The following is a 24,951-nucleotide window of genomic DNA, read 5'->3' as shown; positions in this document are numbered from 1 at the left end:
GCATCGTCGGGTCTTGTTGGGCGCTCTGAGGGTATCCTGAAGGCCGAGGTTTCCGTGGCCGACGACGTTCTTTTGCCCACTCCCACCGAGGAACAGCCCAAGCTGCCCGAAGAGCTGCCGGTCCTGCCCCTGCGGGACGTGGTGGTCTATCCCTACGTGATCCTCCCCCTCAGCGTCAGCCGGGAGAAGTCCATCCGGGCCGTGGACACGGCCCTGGTGGAGAACCGCATGATCCTGCTGCTGTCGCAGAAGCAGACGGAGATGGACAACCCCAAGCCCGAGGACCTGTACCAGGTGGGTACGGCGGCTCTCATCATGCGGGTGCTGAAGCTGCCGGACGGCCGCATCCGGGCCCTGGTGCAGGGCCTGCAGCGGGTCCGCGTGGAGTACTTCACCGAGACGGAAAACCTCTTCAAGGCCCGGGTGGAGCCCCTGGCCGAACCGGAGATGAAATCCCCGGATCTGGAGCAGGACGCCCTCCTGCGCAGCGTGAAGCAGACGCTGGAGAAGGCCGTGGCCCTGGGCAAGACCCTGCCCCAGGAGGTGCTCGTCATCGCGGGCAACCTGGACAATCCGGGTCGCCTGGCGGATCTGGTGGCCTCCAACCTGGACCTCAAGCTGCAGCAGACCCAGGAGGTGCTGGAGATCGCCCACCCCGGGCAGCGGCTCAAGCGCGTGAACGAGCTGCTCATGCGGGAGATCCAGCTCCTGGAGGTCCAGCAGAAGATCACCATGGAGGCCCGCGGCGAGATGGACAAGAGCCAGCGGGAGTACTACCTCCGCCAGCAGCTCAAGGCCATCCAGCAGGAACTGGGCGAGGGGTCGGAACTGGCCGAGGAGGTCACGGCCTTCCGCGACAAGCTGGCCAAGATGAAGGTGCCCGACGAGCCGCTGGTCGAGATCGAGCGCAACCTCAAGAAGCTGGAGCGCATGCATCCCGACTCCAGCGAGACCGCCGTGACGCGGACCTACCTGGAATGGATGACGGAGCTGCCCTGGGGCACCTTCACCGAGGACAACCTGGACCTCACGCAGGCCCAGGCCGTGCTGGACGAGGACCACTTCGGCCTGGCCAAGATCAAGGACCGCCTGCTGGAGTTCCTGGCGGTGCGCAAGCTGAAGCCGGATCTGCGCGGCACCATCCTCTGCTTCGTGGGCCCCCCGGGCGTGGGCAAGACCTCGCTCGGCAAGTCCATTGCCCGGGCCCTGGGGCGCAAGTACTCGCGCATCTCGCTGGGCGGCGTGCACGATGAGAGCGAGATCCGGGGCCACCGCCGCACCTATGTCGGCGCCATGCCCGGTCGCATCGTGCAGGCCCTGCACCAGGTGAAGAGCATGAACCCCGTGATCATGCTCGACGAGGTGGACAAGATCGGCCGCGACCAGCGCGGCGACCCCAGCGCGGCCCTGCTGGAGGTGCTGGACCCCGAGCAGAACCACACCTTCCGCGACCACTACCTGAACGTGCCCCTGGACCTCAGCCAGGTGCTCTTCCTGGCCAACGCCAACGAACTGGAGCCCATCCACCCGGCCTTCAAGGACCGCATGGAGATCATCTACCTCAACAGCTACACGCTGGAGGAGAAGCTGGGCATCGCTGAGCGGCATCTGATCCCCAAGCAGCTGGAGAAGCACGGCGTCACGCGCCAGCAGCTGTCCATCCCCAGGAAGGCCCTGAAGGCCATCATCACGGGCTACACGCGTGAGGCGGGCCTGCGCCAGCTGGAGCGCGAACTCGGCGCCGTCTGCCGCAAGGTGGCCCGCCGGGTGGCCGAGAACGCCCTGAAGAAGAAGCTCGTGCTCACGGACGACGCCATCCACGAGTTGCTGGGCCCCGTGAAGCTCCTCCAGGACGAGCGGCTGAAGGCGCCCCGAGTGGGCGTCGTGACCGGCCTGGCCTGGACCTCGGTGGGCGGCGACGTGCTGTTCGTGGAGGCCCTGAAGATGCCGGGCAAGGGCCTGCTCACCCTCACGGGCCAGCTGGGCGACGTCATGAAGGAGAGCGCCCAGGCGGCTCTCAGCTACATCCGCAGCCGGGGCGAGGCCTTCCAGATCGATCCCGAGGTGTTCCAGAAGCAGGATCTCCACATCCACTTCCCCGAGGGCGCCATCCCCAAGGACGGCCCCAGCGCGGGCCTGGCCATCGCCACCGTGCTGCTGTCCGTGCTCAAGGACATCCCGGTGAAGAACACCCTGGCCATGACCGGCGAGATCGACCTGCGGGGCGAGGCCCTGGCCATCGGCGGGCTCAAGGAGAAGGCCCTGGCGGCCCTCCGGCTGGGCATCAAGGACATCCTCATCCCCCACGCCAACCAGAAGGACCTGGAGGAGATCGATCCCGAACTGCGAAAGCAGCTGCGCTTCCACCCCGTGAAGCATGTGGAGGAGGTCTTCGAGCAGGCCCTGGTGGGCTGGAAGCGGCCTGGGGCGCCGGTGGTCAAGCCCAAGGTCAAGCCCAAGGTCAAGTCCAAGGCCAGGCGCTGAGATCCCCATGCTGATGCCCTTCGCCGCGGTCCCTCCGCCCAAACCCCCGGCCGTCCAGACCCAGGTGCTGGAAATGAGCACCAACCAGGGCCTACCGCCCGCCATGGAGGCACTCATCCAGGCCGACGACTGGCCGGGCCTGGCCAACTGGTTCGAGAAGGCCCCTCCCAAGGTCCGCCGCCAACACTACGAGTACTGGCTCCAGGCCCTGAACCGCAGCCAGCGTTGGGCCCGCCTCGCAGACGCCTGCAAGATCCTCCTCCCCCAGCTCGAAGGGAAGGGGAAGCCCCGCCTGAGCACCGCCCGGCTCTACCGAGCCCAGGCCCTCAGCCAGCTGGGGCGGCACCGGGAGGCCATGGCGGCCCATGCGGAAAACGGCCGGCTGGGCCAGGTCGAAGGGTATGCCAACGCCTGCGTCGAGGCACGGCTGGCCGGGGACTGGAAGGCCCTCCTCGCCCATGCTGGGACGCTCCTCGCCCGGAAGCCCCAGGACGCCGAGGCTCTGGGCTGGAAGGGCGAGGCGCTCTCCCACCTGGGGCGGTTCGACGAGGCGACTGCCGTGCTCAAGCAGGCGGTCCAGGCCAACCCCAAGGCCGCCTATGCCTGGAATAACCTGGGGCGCGCGGCGCTGCAGCACAAAGCCTGGGCCGAGGCCCAGGCGGCCTTCGACCAGGCCCTGAAGCTGGACCCGGGCCAGATGGAGGCGCTCTTCAACCGCGGGATCGCCCGCTTCAACCTGAAGCAGTACGCCGCCAGCCGGGATGACTTCAAGGCCGCCCTGGCCCTGCGGCCCGGCGATCCGGTGCTCCAGGAGAACCTCCGCCAGGCGGAGAAGATGGCGGCAGCCTACCCCCAGGAACGCTGACAACCTTGTCCTCTTTGCCGGGGGAACCCATGCTTCAGCGGGGTGGTCCATGCTCACCGAAGCCTTCGCCCTCGTCCTCCAGCTCCCGCCCCTGGCCTTCAACGCGGCCCCGCCAGTTCCAGCCTTCCGGCCGCCGCGGGAGTTGACCTGCCCGGTCGAGGCGCTGGGACGACCCTGGTCGCCCCCCGCACCCCGGCCACTGTGGTCCACCCGGGTCGCCGTGGATCCACGCAGCCTGCGCCCTCCCGAGCCGCCACACCTGGTGAACCCCCTGGCGGACATCCTGCTGCTCTTCGCCCTGGCCGGATGGGCCTCGAGTACCGGGGGAACCGTGAACTTCAATCCCTGGCCCTGGGCCGATCGCACCCCCGTGTACACCCCCACCCCGACCTCGGGTTCATGGGCAAAGCCGGGGTTCTAGACCGGTTGTTCCACGTGGAACGCCCGATCCGGGCCCGGGAACCAGCTCGCTTCGGTAGACTGGAGCGGCGAGGTGGGCGTGGGTCTTCTGGGTGGCCTGTTCGACAAATTCAAGCAGGGGTTGAAACGCACCCAGGACCTGGTGCTGGCGCCCATGGGCCGCCTTCTGGGCCTGCGGCGCCTGGACGAGGATCAGATGGAGGAGCTGGAGGATCTTCTCCTCCAGGCCGACCTGGGAGTGAGGGCCGTGGACCAGCTCATGGCCCGGCTCCGCTTCGAGCTGCGCGGTGGGTCCGAGATCGACCCCAAGGCCGTGCTGAAGGACGAGCTGCTCAAGCAGCTCCGGCAGCGCCCGGCCCGCCCCTTCGTGGCCTCTGGCACCCAGGTGGTGCTCCTGGTGGGCGTCAACGGCGTGGGCAAGACCACCACCCTGGGCAAGCTGGCGGCCCACCTCAAGGCCCGGGGCGAGGGCGTGCTGGTGGTGGCCGGCGACACCTTCCGGGCCGCCGCCATCGACCAGCTGGAGCGCTGGGGTGAGCGAGCCGGGGTGCCGGTGATCCGCAACCAGATGGGCGGCGATCCCGCGGCCATCGCCTTCGACGGGGCCACCAGCGCCCAGGCCAAGGGGACGCCCTGGGTGCTCATCGACACCGCTGGGCGGCTGCACACCAAGGACCACCTCATGAAGGAGCTGGACAAGATCCACCGCAGCCTCCAGAAGGTGATCCCGGATGCGCCCCACCGGGTGCTGCTGGTGCTGGACGCCACCACGGGCCAGAACGGCCTGCAGCAGGCCGAGGTCTTCGCCCGCACGGCCGGAGTCACGGACCTGGTGCTCACCAAGCTGGACGGCAGCGCCAAGGGCGGGGTGGTGGTGCCCATCCTGGACCGCCTGAAGCTCCCCATCGCCTTCGTGGGCGTGGGCGAGGGCGTGGACGACCTCATCCCCTTCGAGGCCGAGGCCTTCGTGGACGGGCTGCTGGATGCCTGACCTGACCCTCACACCGGACACGGCCTGGGCCCTGGCCACAGGGGGCCCCTGGCCGGATCCAGACGCCCTCTCCGGGGATGCCCGCTTCATGGCCCTGGCCCTGCGGGAGGGGCTCAAGGGCGTGGGTCTGTCGAGCCCCAATCCTCCCGTGGGCTGCGTCCTGGTGAAGGCGGGGCGGGTGATCGGCGCCGGGGTCCACACCCGGGCCGGGGATCCCCACGGCGAAATCATGGCCCTGCGGGATGCCGAGGCCCGGGACGAGGACGTGCGGGGCGCCACCGCCTACGTGACCCTGGAGCCCTGCTGCCACCAGGGGCGCACGGGCCCCTGCACCCTGGCCCTCCTCCAGGCGGGCGTAACCCGGGTGGTGGTGGGGGTGCGCGACCCCAATCCGCGGGTGGACGGCGGTGGCCTGGCCATCCTGCGGGCCCAGGGGGTCGCCGTGGAAGAGGGTGTGCTCGGCGAGGCCTGCGCCCGGTTCCATGCCCCCTTCTTCAAGCTCATCCGCACGGGCCTGCCCTGGGTGAGCCTCAAGCTGGCCCTGGGTTCGGATGGGTCCCTGGGCCCCGCGGGGCGGACCACCCCCATCACGCCGCCCGCCGTCCAGCGCCTGGGCCACGCCCTGCGCCGGGCCGCGGAGGCCATCGTCGTGGGGCGCCACACGGCCGAGGTGGACGATCCCCAGCTCACCGACCGCTGGCCCGCGCCCACGGCGCCCCACCGGATCTTCCACCGGGTGGTCATGGACAACGCCGGCCAAGTGCCCGCCGGGGCGCGGGTCTGGCAGCCCGTGGCCGGGCAGCCCGCCCTGCGGGCCGTCACCGGCGATCCTGAACCCCTGCGCGGGGTGGAGGACCTCCGCCTGCCTCCGGGTCCCCGGGGTTGCAGTCTGCGCCATCTGTTGCACGAACTCGCCGCCCGGGGGGTCGGGCGGGTGCTGGTGGAGGGCGGGGGAACCCTCGTCCAGGCCTTCCTGGACCAGGGGCTCGGCGATGAGTTCCACCGCTTCCAGAGCGACCTTCCCGCGGGGGGCGTCCCGCTGGAACTGCCCCTCCCACTCGCCTGGCGACTGCGGGCCCAGGCCCGGTGGGCGGAGGGCTGCTGGGAGGTCTGGCGCTAGGGGTGCGTCCAAGCCGTCGACCAGGGTCGTACCCGGAATGTCTGGATGTGCCTGGGCTGGCCCCCGCCCCCTCCTGGCACGACCCTTGATCCATACTGGGGTTCCCCCTCCTGGAGTTTCCATGCGTCGACCCACCTGGCGAGTCCTCACCGGCCTCCTTGGCCTCCTGCTCATGGCCGCCTGTGGCGGGGGCGGCAGCAACGGCGGTTCCAACACGATCACGGTCACGGTCCAGGGGCAGTACGAGAAGCGGATCCTGTCCGCCTCGGGTTTCAGCACGACCGTCGCCACCCTCCCCACGCGGTACAGCTATGCCCAGGTGGTGAACAGCACGTCGGGCCGGGTGGAGGCTTCGGGGGTCCTCGATGCCGCCGGCACGGGCCTGTTCAGCGTGCCCAAGGGCATCACCTTCTATGTGGCCCTCTACGCCAGTACCGAGGTCCCGGCCCCCTCCGGCACTGGCTTCTACTTCTACGGAGAGGCCAAAAAGGCCGTTCCCACCGCCTCCTACGCCAGTGCGGACGCCTTCAACCAGATCACGACCTGGGCGACCACCAGTGCCGACCTCTCCGCCAACAGCAGCGGCAACCTCACCCTGCGGGCCCTGGAGTCCACCGGTGAAGCGGGTGCCTTCGCCATCACCGACCAGATGACGACCTTCGCCCTGGGCATGCGCAGCCTCGAGCCGACCCTTCAGCTCCCCGAGCTCTACGCGTTCTGGAATACGGGTACCCCCGCCACCACCTATCCCAGCGCGGCCACGGGCCCCGGTGGGACGGCCGTGCTCACGCAGAGCTCGACCCTGGGCGGCCGCGCCATCTTCCAGCACGAGGTGCGGTACGCCGCTCCGGCCGCCGCGGATCGGGGCGCCGACGCCTACAACGACAGCGTCCTGCAGGAGGCCTTCGCCCGCCTGCTCTTCTCCGATGACAGCCTGGCCTACAGCAACGGCAGCTACGGCACCATCATCCGGCGCGACAACGACAACGCGTTCGTCCTTCCCGCCGACCCCTCCGAGCCGGCCGTCGCCTTCGTGAGCGGCTTCAGCAGCTTCCTGTCCAGCGCCTTCCGCAACGATCCGGCGTCCTATGACATCCCGGCGGGCGGGGGCCTCCCGACCGTCTTCCGCCTGGACCAGCACACGGGCTACACCCCCACGGGCGGTGGCGAGTTCTACCCGGGATCCGTGGCCCGCACCCTGTGGGGCATCTGGAAGGATGCCGCCATCTTCAGCGGCACCCAGGCGGGCCTGCAGACGATGTGGAAGGCCACGAATCCCGCCTTCACCCCGAACCCCTACGAATTCGGGAATACCCCGCTGGCCTGCTATCCCACCTACCTCACGGGCCTCAAGCGCCTCGCCGGCGTGGCCGCCGCGACGCCCCTCGCCAACGAGCTGAACCTGGAGAACGTGGGCAACGGGACGGACCCCACCTCGTCCATCTACCTGGAAGGGCCCACCCTGTGGACCGTGTCTCCGCTCCCGATCGGCACCTCCGGCAGCTTCTCCACCACCTGGCCCGCCCAGGGCTACTTCTATGACTGGGACACCGCACAGGCCTTCCGCTTCGTCCAGGGCTCCACGGGCCCCCGGACCCTGACCCTCTCCACCCCGGGCAGCGGCCTCCTGATGGAGCTCTTCGACTCCTACGGCCTGCTGACCTGGGCCGAGGCCTCCAGCGGCGCCAACGGCGTCATCAACCGGACGAGCCTCCCCGCCGGGACCTATGTGGTGCGCGTGCGTGTGGATCCCCTCCGCACCTACACGAGCGGCACCATCTCCTTCGGCCTGACGGTGAACTGAGCGTCAGCCCCCGCCCACCAGCCGCACCACCTCGAGCCGGTCGCCCTCCCGGAGCGGCGTGGCCGGGTGGTCGGCCCGGCGGATGACTTCGCCATTCAGCTCCACCGCGCTCCCGAAAGCCGGGAGGTCCAGCCAGGCGGCCAGGTCGGCCAGGGTCGCCAGGTCCGGCGCCTCCCGGACCTCGCCGTTGAGGTGCAGCTTCACGGGGCCCCCTGGGCGGCGGCCTGGAAGCCCTGCTCCAGGTCCGCAACAAGGTCGGCCTGGTCCTCGATGCCCACGGAGAACCGCAGCAGGCCGTCCGTGATGCCCAGGCGGGCCTTCACCTCGGGGGGGGTCTTCAGGTGGCTCATGCTGGCGGGGTGCTGGATGAGGCTTTCCACGCCACCGAGGCTCACCCCCCGGGTGATGATCTCCAGGGCCTCGCAGAAGCGGCGGCCGGCCTCCAGGCCCGCCCGGAGCTCGAAGCTGATCATGGCGCCGAAGCCCGTCTCCATCTGGCGCAGGGCGATCTCGTGGCCCGGATGGGTGGGCAGGCCGGGGAAGTCCACCCGCGCCACATGGGGCTGCCAGAGCAGCCACTGGGCGAGGGCCTGGGCGTTGTCCGAGGCGCGGCGCACGCGCAGGGCGAGGGTCTTGAGGCCCCGGTGCAGCAGCCAGGCGGCCATGGGGTCCAGGGTGGGGCCCATGACCTTGGTCAGGTGCCAGCAGGCCACCACGTCGGCGTCCCGCCCGGCGATGACTCCCGCCACCACATCCGAATGGCCGGCCAGGTACTTGGTGGCGGACGCCACGCTGAGGTCGATGCCCAGACGCACCGGCTTCGTGTGGATGGGGCTGGGGAAGGTGTTGTCGGCCACGGTGCGGACGCCGTACTGGCGGCCCAGGGCCGCCACACCGGCCAGGTCCGTGAGGGCCAGGGTCGGGTTGGAGGGCGTCTCCACCCAGATCATCCGCGACTCGGGGCGGAGGGCCGCCTCCCACTCGCCCAGGTCCAGGGTGTTCTGCACCCAGGTGACCTGGAGGCCCCGCTCGGCCTCCCAGCGGCGGATGAGCTGCTCGGTGCCCAGGTAGATGGCCGCGGGGGCCACCAGGTGGTCGCCGTTCTTCAGGAAGGCCTCGAAGACGAGGGCGAAGGCCGCCATGCCCGAAGCGGTCACCAGGGCCCGTTCGGCGCCTTCCAGCTCGGCCAGGACGGCTTCGACCTCGCTGCTGTTGGGGTTGCCCCAGCGGGTATAGAAGGCCGGCGGCTCGATGCTGGCCGCGAACTCCGCGCCCTCGCGGTTCTCCATGAGCTGGAACACCGAGGTCTGGAAGATCGGCGTGGTCACGGCCCGGGTGGGGTTGAAGTGTCTCCCGGCATGGATGGCGGTGGTGGTGGGTCCCCAGGGCGTGGGCATGTCAGCCTCGTCAGGTTCGGCGGAGCAGCAGGGCTCCCGCCTCCCAGCATAGGCGCGGAAGCCCTGCCTGGCCTACCACTTCCAGAAGACCAGGGCGAGGGCCACCACCGCGAAGGCGATGACCGCCACCAGCCGCCACACCGTGGGCTGGCTGTGGGACTGACCCGTGGGCTCCTGGTCGGACAGGGCCGCCTGGGTCAACTCCTCCTCGGGGGCCGAGGCCAGGTGCCGGCAGTCAGGACAGCGGAAGGCCTCGCCGGGCACCTCCACGGCGTCCACGATCATCCGCCCACAGCCCTGGCACACGTGACCCACGCCGGGGAGGCAGGCCGAGAGGGAGGGGGGGATCTCGTTGCTCATGGCCCAGCATGCGGTGCGGATCAGCCCTTGGCCAGTCCCTCGACCAACACTTCGTTCACCACCTTGGGGTCCAGTCGGCCGCCGCCGGCCTTCAGGACCTGGCCCACGAGGAAGCCCTGGAGCCCCGTCTTGCCGGACCGGAACTGCGCCACGGGGCCGGGGTTCGCCGCCAGCACCTGGGCCACCAGGGCTTCGATGGCTGTCCGGTCGCTGACCTGGGCGAGCCCCCGCTTGGCCACGATGGCCCCGGCGCTGCCTTCGCCCGCCAGGAGGGCGGGGAAGACCTGCTCCTTGGCCGTGCCGAAACTGATCGTGCGGGCCTCCACGAGGCCCACCAGCTCCCCGAGGGCCTCCGGCGGCACGGGAAAGGCCCCGATGCCCCGTCCCTGTTCGTTGAGGGTTCGGCTCACCTCCCCGAGCATCCAGGTGGCGGCCGCCTTGCCGTTGCCGCAGGCCACGGCCAGCGCCTCGAAGTACCCGGTGAAGGCGGGGTCCTGGAGCAGGGTGGCGATCTCCTCCTCGCCCAGATCGAAGGCCGCGCGCCAGCGGCGGCTCCGCGCCTCCGGCAGCTCCGGCAGGGCAGCCCGCACGGCGGTGATCTCGGCTTCGGTCACCGCCAGGGCCGGCAGGTCCGGCTCCGGGAAATAGCGGTAGTCCATGGCCGCTTCCTTGCTCCGCTGGGCCCGGGTCTCGCCCTTCTCGGCGTCCCAGCCCCGGGTCTCCTGGGCCACGCGGCCACCCGCCTGCAGCAGGGCCGCCTGCCGCTCGATCTCGAAGGCCAGGGCCTGCTTCACGAAACGGAAGGAGTTGAGGTTCTTCACCTCCGCCCGGGTGCCATAGGCGGCTTCCCCGACCCGGCGCAGGCTGACGTTGGCGTCGCAGCGGAAACCACCCTCCTCCAGGTTGCCCTCGCCAAGGCCCAGGAAGACCACCAGGCGGTGCAAGGCCTTCAGAAAGTCAGAGGCCTCTTGGGGACTTCTCAAGTCTGGTGATCCCACCACTTCCAATAACGGGATGCCCGCCCGGTTCAGATCCACCAGGGTGGCGTCCGGCCGCTGGTCATGGCTGCTCTTGCCGGCGTCCTCCTCCAGGTGCGCACGCTCCAGGCCGATGCGCACCGGTCCGGCCGCGCCCCGAACCACCGGGTCGCCGGGAATCTCCAGGGCCCCGCCCTCCACCAGGGCGACCGGCCCCTGGGTGATCTGGTACCCCTTGGGCAGGTCCGGGTAGAAGTACTGCTTCCGGTAGAAGGTGCTGTGCTCGCGGATCCGGGCCCCCACCGCCAGGCCCAGGGCCAGGCCCAGGCGGACGGCCTCGCGGTTGAGGACGGGCAGGGCGCCCGGAAGTCCGAGGCAGACGGGACAGGTCTGGGTGTTCGGGGGGGCCCCGTAGGTGGTGCGGCAGGCACAGAACATCTTGGACCGGGTCCTCAGCTGGACATGGACCTCGAGACCGATGATGGCTTCCAACCCTGGCTTCACGCAGCCTCCCCGGGCCAGTCTACTTCGCCGGGCCTATTTCCCGAGGCAGAAGCCGCTGAAGAGTTCATCCAGGGTGCGCTCGGCCCGATCCTCGCCCGTGAGGCGGGCCAGAAGGCCCCAGGCCCCCTGGAGCAGGGACGCCGGCAACTCGGGAGGGCATCCGGGCGCCAGGCCGGCGAGGAGGTCCAGCTGCCGGGCCAGGTCGTCCAGGAGCGCCACCTGCCGGGCCGTGGCCAGGGCCCCCAGGCAGGCATCGGGCGCCAGTCCACCCAGGATGCGGTCCCGGAGGGCGACCTCCAGGGCATCCAGGTCCCCCTGGTGGGCGGCGATGGCCACGCCCGGGGCCCCGGCCAAGTCCCCGAAGGTGCGGACCTCCAGGACCTTGCCCGCGAAGGGTGCCAGGGCCGCCTGGAGGACCGGATCCGGCGCAGGGTCCGGCGCGGGCCAGAGGTGCAGCACCAGGTCCGCCCCCTCCAGAACCGGGTGCACCCGGGCCACGCCGAGGCGCTCTACGGGATCCTCCGTGTCCCGCAGGCCGGCGGTGTCGTACAGGCGGAGGGGCAGGCCCCGCCACTCGCAGCGGACCTCCAGCACGTCCCGGGTGGTGCCGGGGATCTCGGTGACGATGGCGCGGTCCTCCCCCGCCAGGGCGTTGAAGAGTGTGCTCTTGCCGGCGTTGGGGCGGCCCACCAGGGCCAGGCGGAGGCCATCCTGGAGGTGCCTCGCGGCCCGGGAGCGGGATTGTTCCACGTGGAACCGGCTTCGGAGGGGGGCGAGATCGCCGTTCAAGACCAAGAGATCCAGCAAGATGCCTTCCTCTTCCCCGTAGTCCACGGCCGCCTCGGCCCGGGCCACCCAGGGGGCCAGGGCCTGGCGGGACTCCAGGAGCCAGGAGGGCAGGCCCCCGGCCCGGGCCTGGGCCAACCGGATCTGGGTGTCGGTCTCGGCCCCCACCAGGTCGCGGAGGGCCTCGGCCTCCAGCAGACCCTGTTTGCCGTTCAGGAGCGCCCGGCGGGTGAACTCACCGGGTTCCGCCAGGCGGACGCCCAGGGAACCGAGGCGCTCCACCAGGCGCCGCACCAGCAGGGGGTTGCCATGCACCTGGAACTCGACCAGGTCCTCCCCCGTATAGCTGGCTGGGGCCGGGAAGAACAACACCAAGGCCTGCTCTCGGAACCCCTCCCAGCGGAGCGTCCGCAGGGAGGCCCGGCGGGGCTCCGGCAGGCTCAGCAGGGGCGCGAGGCGGGCCGCCAACCCGGTCCCGGACACGCGCACCAGAGCCACCGCCGAAGGGACCGGCGGAGTGGCGGGGGCGCAGATCGGTTCCGGGACCACCGGGCCAGTCTACTTCCGGAACACCTTGACCGGCTTGAAGGTGCCGATGCCTTCGCTTTCGGTCCCCAGGCCCTCCTCACGGCTCACCACAAGGTGCACCCAACGGCGCTCGCGGGCGCTGAGCGCCCCGAGGGTGTGGCTGCCGAGCTCCCGGGCCCGGTCGGCGGCGAAGCGGCCCATGGCCATGACCTCCTGCATGCGGAAGAGGCGGGCGCCCTTCACGTCCAGGTAGGCCAGCTTCGCGTCATCGCGCTCGCCCTGGGCCTCGTGGACCAGGAACTGGAGGGCATCCAGGGCCGCGCCCCGGTCGGCCGCGAGCCAGCCGGCGTCGGGGCCGGACACGGCCAGGCGGTTGGGGAAGGCCTCCTCGTCGCCCGAAGGCGCGGCCTTCGCCTCCACGGACAGGCCCAGGTGGGCCGTCCAGCGGGCGATGAGCTCGGGTACGGATTCCAGGCTGGCGCCGCTCTTCCGCATGGCTGGACTCCTAGACCTTGATGGGCTGGGGCTGATAGGTGCGCATGATCCACCAGGTCTGGCCGAGGCCGATCATGTTGAACACGAAGTAGTAGATCGTAAGCCCGGCGGGGCTCTGCGCGAAGAAGAAGGTCATCATCGCCGGCATGAGCACCAGCATCATCTTGCGCTGGGCGGGATCGCCCACGGCGGGCGTCATGGCCTGCTGGGCGAACATGGACGCGCCCATGAGCACCGGGAAGATGTAGAAGGGGTCCTTGGCCGACAGGTCCGTGATCCAGCCGAAGAAGGGGGCGTGGCGCAGCTCGAAGACGGCGTTCAGCATGGACCAGAGGGCCAGGAAGATGGGCATCTGGAGCAGCATGGGCAGGCAGCCGCCCATGGGGTTGTGGCCGTTCTTCTTGTAGAGGGCCATGAGCTCCTTCTGCATCTCGGCCTTCTTGGTCATGTCGCCGCCGAACTTCTCGTACTTGGCCTGGAGGGCCTTCTGGTGCGGCTCGAAATCCTTCATGCGCAACATGGAGATGGTCTGCTTGGTGTTCAGGTGCCAGGTGGCCAGGCGGATGATCACCGTGAAGAGCACGATGGCCCAGCCCCAGTTGCCCACCACGCGGTAGACCATGCGCAGCACCCAGAAGAGGAGCTGGGCCACGGCGCCGAAGAATCCGTAGTCGATGACCCGGGTGAAGGGCTTCTCGAACGCCAGGAGGGGCTCGGCCTGCTTGGGGCCCAGGTAGAGAGCGGCATCCAGGCGACCGTTCTCGGGCAGCAGCTGGTAGCCCGAGGCGTCGCGGCCCGCCGGGCGGGGGAGCTTCCAGAGTGCGGCGAAGTAGTGGTTGCGCTGGCTCTTGGCGTCCTTCTCCACGCCCGCGTCCAGGCCCAGGCGGGCGGCGGACGGCGGCAACTCCTTGCGCTTGGCGCCCAGGAAGCTGAAGAAGGGATCATGCAGCATCTCGGCCCAGGTCACGGCGTCGACGGACTTCTCGGACAGGGTGAAGACGCGGCCCAGGTGTTTCACGGCCTCGTCCGTGCCGGGATTGGTGATGAGCTGGAGGGCGGCGTTCCGGGGGGAGAGCCCTTCCACGCGGATCTCGTGGCCCTTCTCGGGCACGAGGTAGCCCAGGCGGTCGCCCGCGGCGTTCTCGAAAATCACCCGGGTGCCCGCGGCGGTCTTCTCCTCGCGCACCGTCTCGAAGCCCGCGCCCCGGAAGGCGCTCAGGCCCGGGAAGGCGTCGGGGAAGAACGGGGTGCCGTCCTGCAGCCAGATAGCCTGCTTCAGGGCCCCGGTGGCCACCTGCCAGGTCAGGCGGAGGTCCGCCGTGGCCAGGGTGTGGGTGGCGGCCGGGTCCGCGGCCTTCACGCCGGGTTCCAGGGCGGCCTGGGCCGCCGGAGCCGGGGCGGGCGCCGCAGGCGCCTGGGGCTTGGGCGCCTCGGCCGTCGTCGGCTGGGCCTGGGCCTGCGGAACCGGCTTGGCATAGCGCGAGCTGAGCCAGAACTGGGCGGCCAGCAGGATCACGCTGCCGATGACGAAGTAGAGGACGTTGCGGTTTTTCATGGCGTGTCCGTGGGGGGGAGACGGCGCAGGGCCAGCCCGAGCTGGTCCTCGATGTCCCGGAAGGTGAGCCGGTCGAGGGGGGGTGCGTTCCGCGCGGGACGCACCCAGACCACCCAGGACTGGCCGGTGAGTCGCCCGGAAAGCGACAGGAAGGCCATGCGGACCTGGCGGCGGAAGCGGTTGCGGCGGACGGCCGGACCGGTCTTCCGGGGCGAGGTGACGAGCAGGAGTGGGCCGGGTTCGCCGGAGCGGCGCCAGGCGCGGATGTCCAGATACGCCTCATGCCCCAGCAGCGGCCGGGGCAGGGGCGTGGGTACCGCGTGGTCCCGCTGGCGGACCGTACGGAAGCGGCCCTTGAAGATCACGGGACCGGCGTCAGACCGCCAGGACGTGGCGGCCCTTCGCGCGACGGCGCTTGAGCACCAGGCGGCCGTTCTTGGTCTTCATCCGGCTCAGGAAGCCGTGCGTCTTCGCGCGGCGGCGATTGTTGGGCTGGAAGGTGCGCTTCATGGTTCCACCTCGGGGGTCCCCTCCCGGGGAGGAGGACGAACCTTCGAGGGTATCAGCGGTGGGGCTCCCGCTCAAGGCCAATTCCATCGTCCCATCCACCCCCCGGGGTGCTAGATTTGGGGTCCTCCCCGCGAGTCTCCCGTGGCCGGTGGCGTGCGATGCCCGCCCCCGATGTTGCGCGCCTGCGCGCCCCGCCACGACAGCCGCCCCCACCACCGCACCCGGTGAACTCATGCGCTCCGCCGATCCCGCCGCCCTCTGGGACACCATCCGACTCGGGCTGTCCAAGCAGCTTCCCGAAGCCAGCTTCAAGGAGTGGATCGCCCCCTGCGCGCCCCTGAAGGTCGAGGACGGAACGCTGTGGATCCAGGTCCCCAGCGCCGCCGCGAAACTCTGGATCGAGCAGCAGCTGCCCGAGGAATTCAACGACGCCCTGGCGCAGGGCGGGCTTGCGGACCTCCAGCTGGTGTTCCAGGTGACCGGCATTCCCGCGGTGGAGCCGAAGGCGGCGCCCCGGAAGGGCGAATCCGGCGGCCATGCGGCCCTGGTGGAGCCGCCCAACACCTCGTTCCCCTACCTCTTCAACCGCTACACCCTGGATCGTTTCGTGGTGGGGCCCGGCAGCCAGCTGGCCTTCGCGGCGGCCAAGGCGGTGGTGGACAGCTACGGCAAGGCCGCCACGCCCCTCAGCATGAACCCGCTGTTCATCTACGGCGGCGCGGGCCTCGGTAAGACCCACCTCATGGTGGGTATCGGCAAGGGCCTGCTGGCGCGCAATCCCAAGCTCCGCGTGGCCTACCTCAAGGTCGACAACTTCTTCAACGAGCTCACCGTGGCCATCAAGGCCAAGAACACCGAGCCCATGCGGAAGAAGTACCAGCAGAACGATGTGCTGCTGCTGGACGACGTGCAGACCCTCGGCAAGATGGAGCGCACGCAGGAGGAGATCTTCTACATCCTGGAGTACCTGCTCCAGCACGGGAAACAGATTGTCCTCACGTCGGACAAGCCGCCCCAGCGCCTGGAGGGCTGCCACGAGCGGCTCATCACCCGCTTCAAGTGGGGCCTCACGGCGGACATCCAGCCCCCGGACTTCGAGACGCGCATCGCCATCCTGAAGAAGAAGCTCGAGGATGCGGACTTCACGAACGTCCCCCCCATCCCCGAGGATGTGCTCACCTTCATCGCCCACAAGGCCAAGGGCAGTGTGCGCGATCTGGAGGGCTTCCTCACCCGCGTCATCTTCCAGGCGAGCCTCATCGGCATCCCCCCCACCCTGGAAGTGGCCCATGCAGCCTTCCAGGGCCAGAGCGGCGAAGAGCCCACGGCGGCCGTCCCCCCGGAGCGGATCTACCGCATGACCGCCGAGACCTTCAACCTGTCCTTCCAGGACCTGATGAAGAAGCGCTCGCGGCAGCAGGCCGTGCTCGTGCCCCGCCAGGTGGCCATGTACCTGGCCCGGGAGATCGCCTCCGCACCGTTCACGGACATCGGGCGGTCGTTTAGCATGCACCACTCCACCGTCATGAACGCCATTGATTCCGTGCGGGAACGGATGAAGCGCGATTCCGAATTCCACAGGATGGTCCAGGCCCTCCTGAATAGCATTCATTGATTAAAAAAGGGTTGCATCTTTTTCCACAGGCAGGGACCCCCGGGAATCCACAGGCCCCCCCCAGCCCCTCCCGGAATCCCGCAAAACCCCCTCGTTCCACACCTCCCCAGGGGTTCTCCACAGCCTGTCCCATGCAGGGAAACTCCGGTAGGATAGGGCTTTGAGACGTCTTTCCACAGGTTGTCCTGGGCTTCAGCATCATCAAGGGTGATTCATGAGTCTTCAGTTACAGGTTTCCAAGGATCGTCTGGATCGCACCCTGGGGATTCTGAAGCACGCCTTGGACCGCCGGGTCACCTTGCCCATCCTCCAGCACATCCTCGTGGACGTGCGGCCGAAGGAGGTCATCCTCAAGGCCACGGACATGGAGCTGGCCTTTGAGGCCACAGTGCCGGGCGAAGGCCAGGGCGAGTGGACCATGGCCGTACCCGGCAAGAAGTTCATCGAAACGGTGCGGGTGTTTCCCGAAGGGATCCTCAGCCTCGAATGCCCGGACGCCGGGGGCCGTCTGTGGCTCCGCGCCAAGGGCATGAACTCCGAGCACAACATCCAGCCCGGGGAGGGCTTCCCGGAGCTCCCAGGGCCCGGCAAACAGCTTCCCGTGGTGAAGATCCCCGTGCTCCGGTTCAAGCGGGCCATCCAGCTGGGCTCCATTGCCGTCAGCAAGGACGCCACCAAGCCCACCCTGTCGGCCGTGCTGGTGCACCTTTCGAAGCACCACGTGCGTGTGGTCTCCACGGACGGATTCCGCCTCGCCGTGGCCGAGGTGCCCTGCGACACGAACCTGAAGGACGAAGTGCGCCTCATCGTCCCCAAGCGGGCCCTGGACCTCATCCCCACCCTGCTGGGCGACGAGGGCGAGGTGGAGCTCTGCTGGGACGGCACCACGCTCTTCCTGGATCAGCCGGGCCTGAAGTTCAGCACCCGCCTCGTCACGGGCAACTACCCGGCCTACGAGAAGGTGCTGCCTGCGGAGCTGCCCAAGCGCGTGATCATGGACCGCGAGGTCTTCCTGCGCACCCTGCGCTTCGTGGGGCTGAAGAAGGACGACTACAACAAGAACGTGCGCCTGTTCTACGAATTCCCCAGCCTGCGGACCGTCTTCCAGCATCCGGACGAGGGCGTGAACCAGGCCACGCTGCCCTTCACGGGCGAGGAACAGCCCTTCGAGCTGGCCTTCAACATCGACTACCTCACCGAGCTGCTGGAGCGCCTCCCGGGCGACGAAGTGGTCTATCAGTTCAAGGATGAAGTCGGCCAGGGCGTCTTCATGTCCCCCAGCCTCGAGGATTTCAGCTTCCGCTATGTCCTCATGCCCGTCCGTTTCGCCACCAGCGCCACCGCCTGATCGGCGCCGCAGCACCGCATTCCACCGTACCCAACCAAGTGAGTTTTGATGTCTGAAGAAGTCTCCCGCGCCCGTGTTCACACCCCCCTGGAAACCGACAGCTACACCGCCGACAACATCACGGTCCTGAGGGATCTCGAGGCCGTCCGCAAGCGGCCCGGCATGTACATCGGCGACACCGATGACGGCAGTGGCCTGCACCACATGGTCTACGAGGTGGTGGACAACTCCGTCGACGAGGCCCTCGCCGGCTTCTGCACCCGGGTGGACGTCATCCTCCACAACGACGGCAGCTGCAGCGTGGAAGACAACGGCCGCGGCATCCCCGTGGACATCCACAAGGAGGAGGGCCGCAGCGCCGCCGAAGTGATCATGACGGTGCTCCATGCGGGCGGGAAGTTCGACAACACCAGCACCGAGGGTAAGAACGCCTACAAGGTGTCCGGCGGCCTGCACGGGGTGGGCGTCTCCTGCGTGAACGCCCTGTCCTCCAAGCTCTGGCTCACGGTGTGGAAGGATGGCCAGGAATACGCCATGACCTTCTCCCAGGGCAAGGCCGATGCCCCCCTGAAGCCCGTCGGGCCCACGGCCCGGCGCGGCACCCGCGTGCGCTTCCAGCCGGATCCCGAGGTGTTCAACAACGTCCTCGACTTCAGCTTCGAGACCCTCAGCCAGCGCCTGCGGGAGCTGAGCTACCTGAACCAGGGCGTCCACATCCGCATCACGGACGAGCGCACCGGAGACAACCAGGACTTCATGAATGCCGGGGGCATCAGCTCCTTCGTGGAGCACCTGAACCGCAACAAGCCGGTCCTCCACAGGCCCCCGATCTACATCAAGGACGAGAAGCAGGACACCACGGTGGAGGTGGCCCTCCAGTGGAACGACTCCTACCAGGAGACCCTGTACTGCTTCACGAACAACATCCGCAACCGCGACGGCGGCGCGCACCTGGAGGGCTTCCGGGCCGCCATGACCCGCGTCATCAACGCCTACGCCGAGAAGAACAACCTGCTGAAGAGCGCCAAGGTGAGCCTCTCCGGGGAGGACGTCCGCGAGGGCCTCACGGCGGTGTTGAGTGCCAAGGTGCCTGATCCCAAGTTTTCCAGCCAGACCAAGGACCGTCTTGTGTCCAGCGAGGTCAAGGGCATCGTCCAGACCATCGTCTACGAGAAGCTCTCCGCGTTCTTCGAGGAGAACCCCCGGGAGGCGAAGGCCATCCTGGAGAAGGCCATCGAGGCCGCCCGCGCCCGCGAGGCCGCCCGGAAGGCCCGCGAGCTGACCCGCCGCAAGGGTGCCCTCGACGGGGGCGGCCTGCCGGGCAAGCTGGCGGATTGCCAGGAGAAGGACCCGGCCCTTTCGGAGATCTTCCTGGTGGAGGGTGATTCCGCCGGCGGCAGCGCCAAGCAGGGTCGCCACCGCGCCACCCAGGCCATCCTGCCCCTCAAGGGCAAGGTGCTCAACGTGGAGAAGGCCCGCTTCGACCGGATCATCGGCGCCGTCGAGCTCCGGATCCTGATCCAGGCGCTGGGCACCGGCATCGGCAAGGAGGAGTTCAAGGTCGAGAACCTCCGCTACCACAAGATCGTGCTGATGACCGACGCCGACGTGGACGGCGCGCACATCCGCACCCTGCTGCTCACCTTCTTCTACCGGCAGATGCCGGAGCTGGTGGAGCGCGGCCACCTCTACATCGCCCAGCCGCCCCTCTACAAGGTGAAGAAGGGCAAGACGGAGAAATACCTCAAGGACGAGCGCGCCCTGGAGGAGTTCCTCTTCCAGAAGGCCCTGGACGGCTGGACCCTCAGCCTGCCCGACGGCACGGAGCACAAGGGTGCCACCCTGGTGCGCGAGATGAAGAAGTGGGGCGAGGTGCAGCAGCTCTTCGGCAAGCTGGAGCGCCGCGGCTATGCCCGCCCCCTGGTGCGCGCCCTACTGGCCGAAGGCCTGCTGGACGAGGACCGCTTCACACACCGGGAAGGGCTGGAGCAGCTGGCCGCCGCCCTCGTGAAGCAGAAGCTCGGCACCTGCGAGATCGAGACCATCGAGGGCGAGGAGCGCCCGGCCGAAGGCGACGAACCCGCGGTGACCACCCCTGCCAGCCACCGCCTTCGCCTGGTCCGCATGCACCTGAGCCGCCCCATCACCCTCTGGATCGACAGCCAGGTGGCCCACTGGGGCGAATTCCGCCGCCTGGCCGCCCTGCAGGTCGAGTTGGCCGGGTTCCGCGGGGGCGAGCTGCGGCTCCGCCGCCTCAAGGACATCAAGGATGTCCCCAAGGACAAGGACGGGGACGACGAGGCCGAGGAGGGCGCCCCCAAGCTCGGCAAGGAGCAGGTGTTCACGGACCCGGAGGAGATGCTGGCCATGGTCCTCGAGGAGGGCAAGCGGGGCCTGGGCATCCAGCGGTATAAGGGCCTGGGCGAAATGAACCCCGAGCAGCTCTGGGAGACGACCATGGATCCCGAGCGCCGCACGCTGCTCCAGGTCCGGGTGGACGACGCCGTGGCGGCCGATGAGATCTTCACGGTCCTCATGGGCGATGCCGTGGAACCCCGACGCCGCTTCATCGAGACCAACGCCCTCCTGGCGGAGAACATCGACATCTAAGTTCTGTTTTTGCAAGATGTCGAGCAGAGTTCCACGTAGAACACCGGAAGACACATGAACCCGAACCGAATCGAGCCCCTGGAAATTGAAAAGGAAATGCGGAAGTCCTACCTGGACTACGCCATGAGCGTCATCGTGGGCCGGGCCCTGCCCGACGTCCGCGACGGCCTCAAGCCGGTGCACCGCCGGGTGCTGTTCGCCATGAAGGAGGCGGGCAACGACTGGAACCGGGCCTACAAGAAGTCGGCCCGCACCGTGGGCGACGTGATGGGTAAGTACCATCCCCACGGCGACTCGGCCATCTACGACACCCTCGTCCGCATGGCCCAGCCCTTCTCCATGCGCCACGTGCTGGTGGACGGCCAGGGCAACTTCGGCTCCATCGACGGCGATTCCGCCGCCGCCATGCGCTACACCGAGGCCCGCCTGTCCCGGCTCGCCAACGAGATGATGGGCGACATCGACCAGGACACGGTGGATTTCGGCCCCAACTACGACGGCAGCATGCAGGAACCCCTGACCCTGCCCGCCCGCTTCCCCAACCTTCTCGTGAATGGCTCCCAGGGCATCGCCGTGGGCATGGCCACCAGCATCCCCCCCCACAACCTGCGGGAGTGCTGCCACGCCCTGGTCGACCTGATCGATCACCCGAGCCTCGACCTCGAGGGCCTCATGGCCCACATCAAGGCCCCCGACTTCCCCGGCGGCGGCATCATGCTGGGCACCGAGGGCGTGGTGGAGGCCTACCGCACGGGCCGCGGCCGCTGCGTGGTGCGCGCCAAGTCCCACGTGGAGCAGATCAAGCGCGCGGGCGACCGCGAGCAGCTGGTCTTCACGGAGCTGCCCTACCAGGTCAACAAGTCCACCCTCATCGAGAAGATCGCCGAGCTGGTCCGCGAGAAGAAGATCGACGGCATCAGCGACCTGCGGGACGAGTCCGACCGCGAGGGCATCCGTCTGGTGGTGGAGCTGAAGAAGAACGAGCCCAGCGACATCGTGCTGAACCAGCTCTACCAGCTGACCCAGCTCCAGAACAGCTTCCCCATCACCATGCTGGCCATCGTGAACGGCCAGCCCCGCATCTGCACCCTGCGGGAGGTGCTGCGGGAGTTCATCGGGTTCCGCCGCGAGGTGGTGACCCGCCGGACCCTGTTCCAGCTGCGGAAGGCCGAGGACCGCCACCACATCCTCATGGGCCTCAAGATCGCCCTGGATCACCTGGACGCGGTCATCAAGCTCATCCGGGCCGCCAAGACCCCCGAGGAGGCCAAGGCCGGCCTCATGGCGGGCGCCTTCGCCTCGGCCACTGCGATCAAGAAGGACCCCAGCCTCTGCCTCTCGGCCCTGCAGGCCCAGGCCATCCTGGACATGCGGCTGCAGCGCCTCACCGGCCTGGAGCGGGAGAAGATCCTCGACGAGCTGGCCGAACTCGAAAAGCTCATCGCCCGGCTCAAGGCCATCCTGGCGGACGAGTCCCTGCTCCTGAAGGTCATCAAGGAAGAGCTCCAGCAGGTGGCCGAGCAGTTCGGCAACGACCGCCGCACCGAGATCGTGGGCTACTCCGGTGAGATCCGCATGGAGGACGTGGTGCCCGACGATCCCATGGTCGTCACCATGTCCAAGGCGGGCTACATCAAGCGCACGGACCTCACCGCCTACCGCCGTCAGCGGCGGGGTGGCAAGGGCAAGGTGGGCATGAAGACCAAGGACGAGGACTTCGTCGAGCAGCTCTTCATGACCAAGGCCCACGACACCCTCATGGCCTTCACAGACAAGGGTATCGTATACGCCCTCAAGGTTTACGACCTTCCGGAAGCCGCCGCCTCCACCCGGGGCAAGCACATCCGCAACCTCATCTCCCTGAAGGACGGGGAGAACGTGGTGACCCTCATGGCCCTGCGGGACTTCCCCGAAGGCGAGACCCTGGTCTTCGCCACCAGCGACGGCACCGTGAAGAAGTCCAGCCTGGCGGCCTATTCGAACATCCGGACCAATGGCCTCATCGCCCTCAACATCGAGGATGGCAACAGCCTGGTGGCGGTGCGGCGGTCCACGGGCGCCCAGCAGATCGTCCTGGCCACGGCCCAGGGCAAGGCCATCCGCTTCCCCGAAGAGGACGTCCGCGCCACGGGTCGAGCCACCACGGGCGTGCGGGGCATGAAGCTGGCCAAGGGCGACCACATCGTGGACATGGAAGTGGCCGACCCCCTGCCGGACCTGCCGGAAGGCGTCGAGCCCGACGAGAGCACCGAGGATCACGGCATGTTGCTGACGGTCTGCGAGAAGGGCTACGGCAAGCGGAGCCTCCTCCAGGACTACCGGCTCCAGGGCCGGGGCGGCACGGGGGTCATCAACATCCGCGCCGGGGTCCGCAACGGCCAGGTGGTGGGCTTCAAGCTCGTCAAGCCCGGGGAAGGGTGCCTCCTCATCAGCCAGGAGGGCATGGTCATCCGATTCCTCATCGACGAGGTCCGCAAGACCGGCCGCAACGCCCAGGGGGTCGGCCTCCTCAAGCTGGCCAGCGCCGAGGACCGCGTGGTGGGCCTGGCCAAGATCGACGCCAGCGCCATGGCCCTGGACGAAGAAGACGAACTCCTGGAGGCCGAAGCGGCCCACCCGGGCCCCGACGAGAGCGGCGAACAACCCAAATTGGGGCTGTAATCCTCCAGGGGTCCCGCGCTGGCGCGCACACCCCCGGACCCCCGCGCAAAGGACCGGCAAAGCCGGTCCTTTGCTTGTTCGCGGTCGACGGGTGGCCTTGCCGCTAGAAGTACACCGCCCAGTCGCCGCCCGGCAATTCGAGGGCCTCCCGCTCCAGTCTGGGCAGGCGTTCCACATGGAACACGTAGACCCAGGCGCGGTAGTGGTGGCCCCCCTCGAGGACCACGGGCAGGATGGCGCGGGTGAAGAGGCCCTCCTCCACGCCCTCGAGGGGGTCCAGGTCGGCCAGGGCCGAGTCCAGGTCGGGCTCGTCGTCATAGCCCACGAAGTCCCCCCGCACCCAGCCGGAACCCGGCGGAGCCACGGCGGGTTCCGGTCCGGGCACCAGGGCCGGGTAGCCCGAGGGCAGGTGGAAGAGCCGCCCGGCCACCCAGGCCCGGGTCAGGCCCTCGGGATGGGTCCGCAGCAGCCAGCCGTGGTGCGACCCACCTTCCCGAAGCGTCCCGTACACGAACAACCCATCTGCGGCGAGCATGGCACCCCCCGAAAAACATACCGCCAAAACGCAGGGCGTTTTGGCGGTGGTCGAGTCGCTCGGGCGTGAACGGACTATTCAGGGATGGGGAACTGATCCGTCAGGTGGAAGACCTCCTGGCGGATGCGGGCGAAGGTGCTCTCATCGCCCCGGTGCCGCAGGGTGACGTCGAAGAAGCGGGCGATCTGATCCATCTCCTCCTCCTTCATGCCGCGGGTGGTGAGGGCGGGGCTGCCCAGGCGCACGCCCGAGGGCTTGAGGGGTGGGTTGGGATCGAAGGGGATGCCGTTCTTGTTGGTGGTCATACCAGCCCGGTGGAGGCAGGACTCGGCTTCGTGGCCCAGGAGGTCGTGGTCGCGCAGGTCCACCAGGAACAGGTGGTTGTCCGTGCCGCCGCTGACGATGCGCCAGCCGCGCTCCTGGAGGCCCTTGGCCAGGGCGTGGGCGTTGCGGATCACCTGGCCACTGTAGGCCTTGAACTCGGGCTGCATGATCTCGTGCAGGGCCACGGCCTTGGCGGCGATGACGTGCATGAGGGGGCCGCCCTGGATGCCCGGGAAGACGGCACGGTCCAAATCCTTGGCATATTGGGATTTGCACAGGATCATGCCGCCGCGGGGGCCGCGCAGGGTCTTGTGGGTGGTGGTGGTGACGAAATCCGCGTGGGGCACGGGGCTGGGGTGGTGGCCCGTGGCCACCAGGCCGGCGATGTGGGCCATGTCCACCATGAGCATGGCGCCCACCTCGTCGCAGATCTCCCGGAAGAGGGGGAAGTTCCAGGTGCGGCTGTAGGCCGAAGCGCCCACCACGATCATCTTCGGCTTGTGCTGCCGGGCGAGGTCGCGGACCTCGTCCATGTCCACCCGCTCGTCTTCCTTGCGCACGTGGTAGGGGACGAACTTGTAGAGGATGCCCGAGCTGTTCAGGGGATGGCCGTGGGTGAGGTGGCCGCCGTGGGCCAGGTCCAGGCCCATGACCGTGTCGCCGGGCTTCAGGGCGGCGAGGTAGACGGCCATGTTGGCCTGGGCCCCGCTGTGGGGCTGCACGTTGGCATGCTCGGCGCCGAAGATCTGCTTGGCGCGGTCGCGGGCCAGGTTCTCGACGATGTCGACCTGGCTGCAGCCCCCGTAGTAGCGCTTGCCCGGGTAGCCCTCCGCGTACTTGTTGGTGAAGTGGGAGCCCATGCTCTGCATCACCGCGCGCGAAGCGTAGTTTTCCGACGCGATGAGTTCCAGATGGTGCCGCTGGCGCTGCACCTCCAGTTCCAGAGCCTGGAACACAGCGGGGTCGGAGGTTCGGATGACTTCGTACATGGTGGAGACTCCCGGGTAATGCCCTATCCTAGCCGCGGTCCGCAGGGGCCATGGAAGCCACTTCGTGAGCCGG

The 24,951-nt window shown here is 68.8% G+C and carries 21 protein-coding genes; 10 read left to right on the top strand and 11 right to left on the bottom strand.

Going from position 1 to position 24,951, the window contains the following annotated elements; translation table 11 throughout:
- The first annotated feature begins 54 nt into the window (after positions 1-54).
- From lon to MLE43_RS05740, 6 genes are all read left to right on the top strand, one after another.
- Entirely contained in the window at positions 55-2,484 is a 2,430-nt protein-coding gene (gene lon / locus MLE43_RS05765; protein WP_243302520.1) for an endopeptidase La, read from the top strand.
- 7 nt (positions 2,485-2,491) lie between these two features.
- On the top strand, positions 2,492-3,349 hold the full coding sequence (locus tag MLE43_RS05760; RefSeq protein WP_243302519.1) for a tetratricopeptide repeat protein: 858 nt from the start codon (positions 2,492-2,494) through the stop codon (positions 3,347-3,349).
- Between the two features lie 49 nt (positions 3,350-3,398).
- Positions 3,399-3,770 carry a hypothetical protein gene (locus MLE43_RS05755; RefSeq protein ID WP_243302518.1) on the top strand — a complete coding sequence of 124 codons (372 nt, stop codon included), beginning with the start codon at positions 3,399-3,401 and terminating at the stop codon, positions 3,768-3,770.
- 72 nt (positions 3,771-3,842) lie between these two features.
- Positions 3,843-4,760: a signal recognition particle-docking protein FtsY gene (gene ftsY / locus MLE43_RS05750; protein WP_243302517.1), complete on the top strand. Its 918-nt coding sequence runs from the start codon at positions 3,843-3,845 to the stop codon at positions 4,758-4,760.
- On the top strand, positions 4,753-5,880 hold the full coding sequence (gene ribD, locus MLE43_RS05745; RefSeq protein ID WP_243302516.1) for a bifunctional diaminohydroxyphosphoribosylaminopyrimidine deaminase/5-amino-6-(5-phosphoribosylamino)uracil reductase RibD: 1,128 nt from the start codon (positions 4,753-4,755) through the stop codon (positions 5,878-5,880). Before ftsY ends, ribD begins: the two co-directional genes overlap by 8 nt.
- Positions 5,881-6,001: 121 nt before the next feature.
- The gene (locus MLE43_RS05740; protein ID WP_243302515.1) at positions 6,002-7,684 is read left to right on the top strand and encodes a hypothetical protein; all 1,683 of its coding nucleotides are present in this window, start codon (positions 6,002-6,004) and stop codon (positions 7,682-7,684) included.
- A 3-nt stretch (positions 7,685-7,687) separates the two neighbouring features.
- Here the strand turns inward: MLE43_RS05740 and thiS are convergent, their stop codons facing one another.
- The 9 genes from thiS to rpmH all read right to left on the bottom strand — a co-directional run bounded on the left by thiS (position 7,688) and on the right by rpmH (position 14,796).
- Complete coding sequence (thiS, locus tag MLE43_RS05735) at positions 7,688-7,888, bottom strand: sulfur carrier protein ThiS (protein ID WP_243302514.1); 201 nt, start codon at positions 7,886-7,888, stop codon at positions 7,688-7,690.
- Complete coding sequence (locus tag MLE43_RS05730) at positions 7,885-9,081, bottom strand: trans-sulfuration enzyme family protein (RefSeq protein ID WP_243302513.1); 1,197 nt, start codon at positions 9,079-9,081, stop codon at positions 7,885-7,887. The genes thiS and MLE43_RS05730 overlap by 4 nt, the downstream gene beginning before the upstream one ends.
- A 72-nt stretch (positions 9,082-9,153) precedes the next feature.
- Complete coding sequence (locus MLE43_RS05725) at positions 9,154-9,441, bottom strand: hypothetical protein (RefSeq protein WP_243302512.1); 288 nt, start codon at positions 9,439-9,441, stop codon at positions 9,154-9,156.
- Between the two features lie 20 nt (positions 9,442-9,461).
- A complete protein-coding gene (gatB, locus tag MLE43_RS05720; RefSeq protein ID WP_243302511.1) occupies positions 9,462-10,922 on the bottom strand; it encodes an Asp-tRNA(Asn)/Glu-tRNA(Gln) amidotransferase subunit GatB in 1,461 nt (486 codons plus the stop codon).
- A 33-nt stretch (positions 10,923-10,955) separates the two neighbouring features.
- On the bottom strand, positions 10,956-12,257 hold the full coding sequence (locus tag MLE43_RS05715; RefSeq protein WP_338029073.1) for a tRNA modification GTPase: 1,302 nt from the start codon (positions 12,255-12,257) through the stop codon (positions 10,956-10,958).
- 9 nt (positions 12,258-12,266) lie between these two features.
- On the bottom strand, positions 12,267-12,731 hold the full coding sequence (locus MLE43_RS05705) for a hypothetical protein (RefSeq protein WP_243302510.1): 465 nt from the start codon (positions 12,729-12,731) through the stop codon (positions 12,267-12,269).
- Positions 12,732-12,741: 10 nt separating this feature from the next.
- Positions 12,742-14,286 carry a membrane protein insertase YidC gene (yidC, locus tag MLE43_RS05700; protein WP_243302509.1) on the bottom strand — a complete coding sequence of 515 codons (1,545 nt, stop codon included), beginning with the start codon at positions 14,284-14,286 and terminating at the stop codon, positions 12,742-12,744.
- Complete coding sequence (locus tag MLE43_RS05695) at positions 14,283-14,651, bottom strand: ribonuclease P protein component (protein ID WP_243302508.1); 369 nt, start codon at positions 14,649-14,651, stop codon at positions 14,283-14,285. The genes yidC and MLE43_RS05695 overlap by 4 nt, the downstream gene beginning before the upstream one ends.
- Before the next feature lie 10 nt (positions 14,652-14,661).
- Complete coding sequence (rpmH, locus tag MLE43_RS05690) at positions 14,662-14,796, bottom strand: 50S ribosomal protein L34 (RefSeq protein WP_026852422.1); 135 nt, start codon at positions 14,794-14,796, stop codon at positions 14,662-14,664.
- A 232-nt stretch (positions 14,797-15,028) separates the two neighbouring features.
- Here rpmH and dnaA point away from each other — a divergent pair, with 232 nt between their 5' ends.
- From dnaA to gyrA, 4 genes are all read left to right on the top strand, one after another.
- On the top strand, positions 15,029-16,411 hold the full coding sequence (gene dnaA, locus MLE43_RS05685) for a chromosomal replication initiator protein DnaA (RefSeq protein ID WP_243302507.1): 1,383 nt from the start codon (positions 15,029-15,031) through the stop codon (positions 16,409-16,411).
- Between the two features lie 214 nt (positions 16,412-16,625).
- Entirely contained in the window at positions 16,626-17,759 is a 1,134-nt protein-coding gene (gene dnaN, locus MLE43_RS05680; RefSeq protein WP_243302506.1) for a DNA polymerase III subunit beta, read from the top strand.
- Between the two features lie 48 nt (positions 17,760-17,807).
- A complete protein-coding gene (gyrB, locus tag MLE43_RS05675) occupies positions 17,808-20,369 on the top strand; it encodes a DNA topoisomerase (ATP-hydrolyzing) subunit B (protein WP_243302505.1) in 2,562 nt (853 codons plus the stop codon).
- A gap of 54 nt (positions 20,370-20,423) precedes the next feature.
- Positions 20,424-23,030, top strand: a complete 2,607-nt coding sequence (gene gyrA, locus MLE43_RS05670; protein ID WP_243302504.1) for a DNA gyrase subunit A — start codon at positions 20,424-20,426, stop codon at positions 23,028-23,030.
- Between the two features lie 103 nt (positions 23,031-23,133).
- Here the strand turns inward: gyrA and MLE43_RS05665 are convergent, their stop codons facing one another.
- Complete coding sequence (locus MLE43_RS05665) at positions 23,134-23,565, bottom strand: gamma-glutamylcyclotransferase family protein (RefSeq protein WP_243302503.1); 432 nt, start codon at positions 23,563-23,565, stop codon at positions 23,134-23,136.
- A gap of 74 nt (positions 23,566-23,639) precedes the next feature.
- Entirely contained in the window at positions 23,640-24,878 is a 1,239-nt protein-coding gene (locus tag MLE43_RS05660; RefSeq protein WP_243302502.1) for a serine hydroxymethyltransferase, read from the bottom strand.
- Positions 24,879-24,951: the final 73 nt, after the last annotated feature.

Source organism: Geothrix oryzisoli (assembly GCF_022808865.1).
Lineage (GTDB): Bacteria > Acidobacteriota > Holophagae > Holophagales > Holophagaceae > Geothrix > Geothrix oryzisoli.
Note: the sequence above shows the minus strand (reverse complement) of the source record. Positions and strands in the feature narration are given on the sequence as shown.

Bases quoted from the DNA above. Each gene is read 5' to 3' on its own strand.
- yidC (WP_243302509.1), bottom strand. From the start codon at position 14,286: ATGAAAAACCGCAACGTCCTCTACTTCGTCATCGGCAGCGTGATCCTG.
- MLE43_RS05660 (WP_243302502.1), bottom strand. From the start codon at position 24,878: ATGTACGAAGTCATCCGAACCTCCGACCCCGCTGTGTTCCAGGCTCTG.
- ribD (WP_243302516.1), top strand. From the start codon at position 4,753: ATGCCTGACCTGACCCTCACACCGGACACGGCCTGGGCCCTGGCCACA.
- MLE43_RS05705 (WP_243302510.1), bottom strand. From the start codon at position 12,731: ATGCGGAAGAGCGGCGCCAGCCTGGAATCCGTACCCGAGCTCATCGCC.
- gyrB (WP_243302505.1), top strand. From the start codon at position 17,808: ATGTCTGAAGAAGTCTCCCGCGCCCGTGTTCACACCCCCCTGGAAACC.
- dnaN (WP_243302506.1), top strand. From the start codon at position 16,626: ATGAGTCTTCAGTTACAGGTTTCCAAGGATCGTCTGGATCGCACCCTG.
- MLE43_RS05760 (WP_243302519.1), top strand. From the start codon at position 2,492: ATGCTGATGCCCTTCGCCGCGGTCCCTCCGCCCAAACCCCCGGCCGTC.
- MLE43_RS05665 (WP_243302503.1), bottom strand. From the start codon at position 23,565: ATGCTCGCCGCAGATGGGTTGTTCGTGTACGGGACGCTTCGGGAAGGT.
- dnaA (WP_243302507.1), top strand. From the start codon at position 15,029: ATGCGCTCCGCCGATCCCGCCGCCCTCTGGGACACCATCCGACTCGGG.
- MLE43_RS05725 (WP_243302512.1), bottom strand. From the start codon at position 9,441: ATGAGCAACGAGATCCCCCCCTCCCTCTCGGCCTGCCTCCCCGGCGTG.
- MLE43_RS05740 (WP_243302515.1), top strand. From the start codon at position 6,002: ATGCGTCGACCCACCTGGCGAGTCCTCACCGGCCTCCTTGGCCTCCTG.
- rpmH (WP_026852422.1), bottom strand. From the start codon at position 14,796: ATGAAGCGCACCTTCCAGCCCAACAATCGCCGCCGCGCGAAGACGCAC.
- MLE43_RS05730 (WP_243302513.1), bottom strand. From the start codon at position 9,081: ATGCCCACGCCCTGGGGACCCACCACCACCGCCATCCATGCCGGGAGA.
- MLE43_RS05755 (WP_243302518.1), top strand. From the start codon at position 3,399: ATGCTCACCGAAGCCTTCGCCCTCGTCCTCCAGCTCCCGCCCCTGGCC.
- gyrA (WP_243302504.1), top strand. From the start codon at position 20,424: ATGAACCCGAACCGAATCGAGCCCCTGGAAATTGAAAAGGAAATGCGG.